This window comes from Saccharomonospora halophila 8, from assembly GCF_000383775.1.
Lineage (GTDB): Bacteria > Actinomycetota > Actinomycetes > Mycobacteriales > Pseudonocardiaceae > Saccharomonospora > Saccharomonospora halophila.
On the sequence record NZ_KB912532.1, the window covers coordinates 2,814 to 9,380 of the forward strand.

Here is a 6,567-nt window from a genome sequence, read left to right on the forward strand (position 1 = left end):
GGCCTGCGGTCGGCGGCGGGGCCGGGGTGTGCCGTCGGTCGCCACCGGTCGCCGCCGGTGCCCCGCGACCGCGTTCGTGTACCGCTCGTCGGCCGCTCGTCCGCCGTCACTTGTCGACCGTCGTGGCGTGGCTGCACTCTTGTGAGATGCGGTACTAACGTCGCCACCGGCGTGCGTGCGCGGACCCTGTATGTCGGACCTGGAAGAGGACTCGCAACCATGACAGAGCAGTCACCGGCACTCGACAACCTCCTGACCGAGAGCCGTACGTTCCCGCCGGGCGAGGGGTTCGCTTCGCGGGCGAACGTCACCGGGCAGGCCTACACCGAGGCCGACGCGGACCGGGAGGCCTTCTGGGCCCGGCAGGCCGAGCGCCTGCACTGGGAGACGAGGTGGTCGGAGGTACTCGACTGGTCCGACGCCCCGTTCGCCAAATGGTTCGTCGGCGGCAGGCTCAACGTCGCCTACAACTGCGTCGACCGGCACGTCGAGAACGGGTACGGCGACCAGGTGGCCATCCACTGGGTCGGCGAGCCGGGCGACACCCGGGACATCACCTACGCCGAGCTGCAGGCGGAGGTCAGCCGCGCCGCGAACGCGTTGACCTCGCTCGGGGTCGGCGCGCACGACCGGGTGGCCATCCAGCTCCAGATGATCCCCGAGGCGATCGTGGCGATGCTGGCCTGCGCCCGGATCGGCGCACTGCACAGTGTCGTCTTCGGTGGGTTCTCCCCGACCGCGTTGCGCTCCCGGGTGGACGACGCCCGCGCGAAGGTGGTGATCACGTCGGACGGGCAGTACCGCCGGGGTAAGGCCGCGCCGATGAAGGCCAACGTCGACGACGCGCTGGCCGGCGCGGAGAGCGTGGAGAAGGTGCTCGTGGTGCGCCGCACGGGCGAAGAGGACGTCCCCTGGACCGAGGGGCGCGACCTCTGGTGGCACGAGCTGCTGGACGCGCAGTCCGATCAGCACACCCCGGAGGCGTTCGACTCCGAGCACCCGCTCTACATCCTCTACACCTCCGGAACGACCGGGAAGCCGAAGGGGATCCTGCACACCTCCGGCGGCTACCTGACCCAGGCCGCCTACACGCACGACGCGGTGTTCGACCACAAGCCCGGCGAGGACGTCTACTGGTGCACCGCCGACATCGGCTGGGTCACCGGGCACACGTACATCGTGTACGGACCGCTGGCCAACCGCGCCACCCAGGTCGTCTACGAGGGCACGCCGAACACGCCGCACGAGGGCAGGCACTGGGAGATCGTGCAGAACTACGGGGTCAGCCTCTACTACACGGCGCCCACGCTGATCCGGACGTTCATGAAGTGGGGCTCCGACATCCCCGCGCGGTACGACCTGTCCTCGCTGCGGGTGCTCGGCTCGGTCGGTGAGCCCATCAACCCCGAGGCGTGGATGTGGTACCGCGAGCACATCGGTGGCAACCGCTGCCCGATCGTGGACACCTGGTGGCAGACCGAGACCGGCGCGATCATGATCTCTCCGCTGCCCGGGGTGACCCACGCCAAGCCTGGTTCGGCCCAGCGCCCACTGCCCGGGATCTCCGCCAAGGTCGTGGACGACCACGGTGTCGAGGTCGGCAAGGGCGGCGGCGGTTACCTGGTGCTGGACAAGCCGTGGCCCGCCATGCTGCGTGGCATCTGGGGCGACGACGAGCGCTACCGCGAGACCTACTGGTCGCGCTTCGCCGAGCAGGGCTTCTACTTCGCCGGGGACGGCGCCAAGTACGACACCGACGGCGACATCTGGCTACTCGGCCGGGTGGACGACGTGATGAACATTTCCGGGCACCGCATCTCCACCACGGAGGTCGAGTCCGCGCTGGTCTCGCACCCGAGCGTCGCCGAGGCCGCCGTCGTGGGGGCCACGGACCCGACCACGGGTCAGGGCATCGTCGCGTTCGTCATCCTGCGCGGCGGGGGAGCCGAGGACGACGCGGGCGGGGCCGAGGCCATCCAGGCGCTGCGGGACCACGTCGCCGCGGAGATCGGCCCGATCGCCAAGCCCCGGCAGATCATGGTGGTTCCGGAACTGCCGAAGACCCGCTCGGGCAAGATCATGCGCAGGCTGCTGCGGGACGTCGCCGAGAACCGGGAGGTCGGGGACGTGACGACGCTGGCGGACAGCTCCGTCATGGACCTCATCTCCAGTGGACTGAAGTCGGGCGCGGACGACGAGTGAGCGTCGGGTCCGGGGCCCCGCACCACGGTGCCGGGGCCCCGGACCCGACGGACACGACGAAGCGGCCCCCACCCGCTCGGGGTGGGGGCCGCTCCCTCAGCTGTGCCGGTGTGACCGGCGTGCCGGTCTCGACCGGTCAGGTCAGCCGGTCACCTCGAGGTTGCCCGGCTGCGGGGTCGGCTTCGGGGCCTTGCCGTCCTCGCCGGCCTCGTCGCCGTCGTCGGCACCGTTGTCGCCGTCGCCGCCGTCGTCGCCGCCGTTGTTGCCGTCGTCGCCGTTGTTGCCGTCGTCGCCGTTGTCGCCGTCGTCGCCGTTGTCGCCGTCGTCGCCGTCGTCACCCGGGTCGGTCGGCTCGGTCGGCTCGGTCGGGCCCTCGTCGCTCATCGCGCAGGTGGCCTGCGAGATGTCCACGGTCTGCGCGCTGCCCAGCAGGTCGACGGCGATCGCGGTGACGGTGGTGGAGCCGTCCTCGTTTTCCACCTGCTCGTTCAGCGTGAGCTGGGCGACGCCCTCCAGCGCCTCCGGAACAATCTTCGTGTTCGGCTTGAGCTGGTCGATCGCGATCTTCTCGGTCCCGATCTGGAGGTCCACCAGCGAGGTCCGGGCCTCGCCGTCCAGGCACTCGGCCTTGATCAGCGAGGCGTTGATCAGCGGAGCGGCGGGCAGGTTGATGCCCACGTCCGCGGTGCTCGCGCTGGCGAAGCCGTCGTCGGCGGCGGCGTTGAAGACACCGGCGGACAGGATCGCCTGGTCGCCGGGGGGCAGCTCGGTGTAGACCACGTGGTCCTTGCCCTCACCCTGCACGTGCGGCATCTTGCTGACGTTCAGCAGCCCCTCCGCGCCCAGCGCGAAGGCCGAGTCCTGGACCGGCTCCTGAGCGGTGGCGACGGGGGTGAACGCGACACCGCCCGCGACGAGCGCGGACAGGACGGTGGCGCCGACGGCCGTCGTCTTCTTCTTCGACAAGGGAATACCTTTCGTTCTCGTATCAGTGGGAACTGGGTCGTGCGGTGTTACGGAGACCGTTCGGCCGATCAGGTGATGTTGACCATCGTGCCGAGCGGCAGTTCGGCGAGTGCGTCCAGCCCGGCCTTGTTGACCCGGATGCACCCGTCGCTGGAGGGCTGACCGAAGACGCTGTCGTCCGGCCAGGTGTGGATCCCGACGGTGCCGGGGCCACCGCCGTAGGTCTCGTGCGAGCTGGAGTGGGCGCTCAGCGGGAGGACGATGGGACTGTAGTCCTTCACCTGGTCCTGGATGGACGCCATGATGTAGGCACGTCCGGCCGGGGTCGGGTGCTCCTCCTTGCCGATACCGACCGTGTACTCACCGGTCTGCTCGCCGCTCTCGAGGATCTCGAGGGTGAACGACTCCCGGTCCACGTTGACCACGTAGTCGTTCTGCGCGGTCTCGACGTCGCTCTTGCCCGCCTTGATCCACCCGGCCGCACCGTTCGGCCTGGTGGGCAGCAGGACCTGCGCCCAATCACCGTCACGCTCGATGACCGGGACCCACGTCGGGGACGAGATCTGCTGTTCCGGCAGACGCGCGAACGCATCCCCGTCGACCTCGTCGTAGATCTTCAGCTCGCGCTTGGGGTGGACCACCTCCCCGTCGGTGGACCCCTGGGGGTCCGGGTCCTTCGGGGCGTCCTCGAGGGTGGTGTAGGTGGTCGCCTCGGGAAGCTTGCCCGCGTCTCCGGAACTCCCCTCGGCGTCGGCGGCATCCCCACCGCCGCCCTCACCGCAGCCGGACGCGAGCAGCGCCATCGTGGTCGCGGCCGCGGCGGCGACCACTTTGTGGGATGACGGCCTGCGGCCGGCCCCACGAGCCGGGTGCTCCCGGCGAATCTCGGTACTTTCCATTTCACTGTCCCTGGGGCGTAGATCAACTGGGCGAGGTGGGCACTATTAAAACAAAGCCCGTTTCCCCGGCCGACAGCAGGTTCCCTTTTTCGACAAAAGTGCACGTGAGCCGAGGGAACCGCCACCGATGACGGGCGGCACCTTCTCCGGGGCGCCCGGCACCGTCCACACGGCGCCGCCCGGACGCGCCGGGATCCGCCGTGTGCCAGGGAGAAACAGGGAACATCGTTTCGGAGGGCACGAGTGTTACCGAGGGTTTGTTTGAACCGGCACACCCCGCTCCGACAACCCGTGCGGCGCTCCGCGGAATCACTCTCGGCAGCCGACGCAACGGCCCGGAAGGCGCCTCGCGTGACGTTTCACCCCTTCGAGTGGAACGGTGTAACACGGGAAGAAGCGACACCCGGGAAAGAAATTCGTTTCACAAAGGTCTCGATACAGTTACGGGCGCAACCCCGGGCGATTCCGTTCGTCTTTTCCTCGACGTGCCGTGGGGACCCGGGGGGTCCGCACTCGAACGCACGTTCTATCCTCACCGCTCGTATCGACATCCAGCCGCCTCAAGGAGACGACACCGACGATGACCGTTGATTCCGCTGGTTCCGCCACCCAGACGACGGACGAGGACCCGCAGGTCCGGGCCGCCGACGACGGACCCGCAGGCGAACAGGGACCGCAGGGACAGCCCGAGGACGGCGGCACGGAGGACGCCACCGGCGACACCGGTGACACCGGCGCGGCACCGGAGCAGGAGACGTCCAGGACCACGCGCGGGAAGGGCACCGGCAAGGGCAAGGCCGGCGCACGCAAGACGAGGACGGTCGAACTGACACTGACCGTCACGGGCACGGCCGACGGCGAGTGGCAGGCCGAACTCAAACACGGCAGCAAGTGGGTCGCCAAGGGACTGGACATCCCGGCCGCCGCCGTCTCCCGTGCGGCCCGCGAGCTGCACGAGGACCTCTCCGCGCCGATCGACGAGGTCATCGACGCCGCGCGGGAGCAGCAGCAGGCGAAGGTCGCCCAGCTGGAGGCCGAGCTGGAGCAGGCGCGGCAGGCGCTGGCCGACCTGGAGAGCTGACCCACCCCTTCCGGACCGTACGACGCCGCGGGCCGTCTCCCGACGCACCGTCCGTGTTGCCCCGCCGCGGGCGGTGCGTTGGGATGACGGGGTGAGCGATGCCGGACACCCGCACCCGGAGGAACCGCACAACGACGACGTCGGCGGGAAGCTGAACTGGTTGCGTGCGGGCGTGCTCGGCGCCAACGACGGCATCGTCTCCACGGCGGGACTCGTGGTGGGCGTCGCCGGCGCCACGACCGACCGCACGGCACTGTTGCTCGCCGGGATCGCCGGCCTGGTCGCGGGGGCACTGTCGATGGCGGGCGGCGAGTACGTGTCCGTGTCCACCCAGCGGGACACCGAACGCGCCCTGCTCCGGCTCGAACGGCAGGAGCTGCGCACGATGCCCGACGAGGAGGAGCGCGAGCTCGCCGGGATCTACGAGAGCAAGGGCCTGTCGCGGAAGCTGGCCGCCGAGGTCGCCCGCGAACTCACCGCCCGGGATCCGTTGCGCGCCCACGCCGAGGCCGAGCTGCGGATCGACCCGGACCAGCTGACGAGTCCGTGGCAGGCCGCGTGGGCGTCGATGCTGGCGTTCACGGTCGGTGCGCTGCTGCCGCTGCTGGCCATCACCCTCACCCCGCTCTCGATCCGGGTGCTGACCACCGCCGGAGCGGTCGCCGTGGCCCTCGGCATCACGGGGTGGGTCGGTGCCCGCCTCGGCGACGCACCTCCCGCCCGCGCGGCGGTCCGCAATGTGGGCGTGGGGGCACTGACGATGTCGGTGACGTACGCGGTCGGGCTCCTCTCCGGAACGGCGGTGGGCTGACCCCGTCCCGCGCCCGGCGCGCCCCGGGTTTGATCACGTGGCACGATGAGGCGCGTGAGCAGCCCCAAACACCACCCAGGTGACAGCGACGGGACGGGCGCCGTCCGGTACATCCCGCTGTCGTCGGACGACGGAACCGCCACCGACTCCGCGTCGATCGGCTCGCTGGTCCACGACGCGACCCAGCAGGTGTCCACGCTGGTCAGAGCCGAGGTCGAGCTCATCAAGGCCGAGGCCGTCGGCGAGGCGAAGAAGGCGTTCAAGGGCAGTGTCTTCTTCGTCGTGGCCGCGGTCATCGCGCTGTACAGCTCGTTCTTCCTGTTCTTCTTCCTCGGCGAGCTGCTGGCGCAGTGGCTGCCGCGCTGGGCCGCGTTCGGCATCGTGTTCCTCGCGATGCTGGTGGTCGCGGGCGTGTTCGGCTACCTCGGTCTGCGCAAGGTCAGGCGGGTGCGCAAACCGCAGCGCTCCCTCGACTCCCTCCGGGACACCGCCGAGACACTGCGGCACCGGGGGCATGCCGCGCACCCGGACGCCGACCCGGACGCCGACGCGGGCTCCGACGCCGCGGCTTCCGACACCCCCGGCTCCGGGAGCGGCAGGCGTCCCGT

6 protein-coding genes are annotated in these 6,567 nt (G+C 70.2%); 4 read left to right on the plus strand and 2 right to left on the minus strand.

The window, feature by feature from the left end:
• Window positions 1–219 precede the first annotated feature (219 nt).
• On the plus strand, window positions 220–2,202 hold the full coding sequence (acs, locus tag SACHA_RS25215) for an acetate--CoA ligase (RefSeq protein ID WP_019809248.1): 1,983 nt from the start codon (window positions 220–222) through the stop codon (window positions 2,200–2,202).
• A 141-nt stretch (window positions 2,203–2,343) separates the two neighbouring features.
• On the opposite strand, the gene SACHA_RS0109635 is transcribed toward acs, so the two are convergent.
• Together SACHA_RS0109635 and SACHA_RS0109640 are read right to left on the minus strand one after the other, a co-directional pair.
• Window positions 2,344–3,168 (minus strand): choice-of-anchor P family protein, encoded by an 825-nt coding sequence (locus tag SACHA_RS0109635; protein ID WP_019809250.1) that lies wholly within the window; start codon window positions 3,166–3,168, stop codon window positions 2,344–2,346.
• 68 nt (window positions 3,169–3,236) lie between these two features.
• Window positions 3,237–3,998: a L,D-transpeptidase family protein gene (locus tag SACHA_RS0109640; protein WP_019809252.1), complete on the minus strand. Its 762-nt coding sequence runs from the start codon at window positions 3,996–3,998 to the stop codon at window positions 3,237–3,239.
• Window positions 3,999–4,647: 649 nt separating this feature from the next.
• Between SACHA_RS0109640 and SACHA_RS0109645 the strand changes: the two genes are divergently transcribed.
• From SACHA_RS0109645 to SACHA_RS21300, 3 genes are all read left to right on the plus strand, one after another.
• Window positions 4,648–5,148: a DUF6319 family protein gene (locus SACHA_RS0109645; RefSeq protein ID WP_019809254.1), complete on the plus strand. Its 501-nt coding sequence runs from the start codon at window positions 4,648–4,650 to the stop codon at window positions 5,146–5,148.
• A 91-nt stretch (window positions 5,149–5,239) separates the two neighbouring features.
• Entirely contained in the window at window positions 5,240–5,959 is a 720-nt protein-coding gene (locus SACHA_RS0109650) for a VIT1/CCC1 transporter family protein (RefSeq protein WP_019809257.1), read from the plus strand.
• 45 nt (window positions 5,960–6,004) lie between these two features.
• The coding region (locus SACHA_RS21300; protein WP_157601649.1) for a phage holin family protein at window positions 6,005–6,567 on the plus strand (563 nt) is incomplete at its 3' end.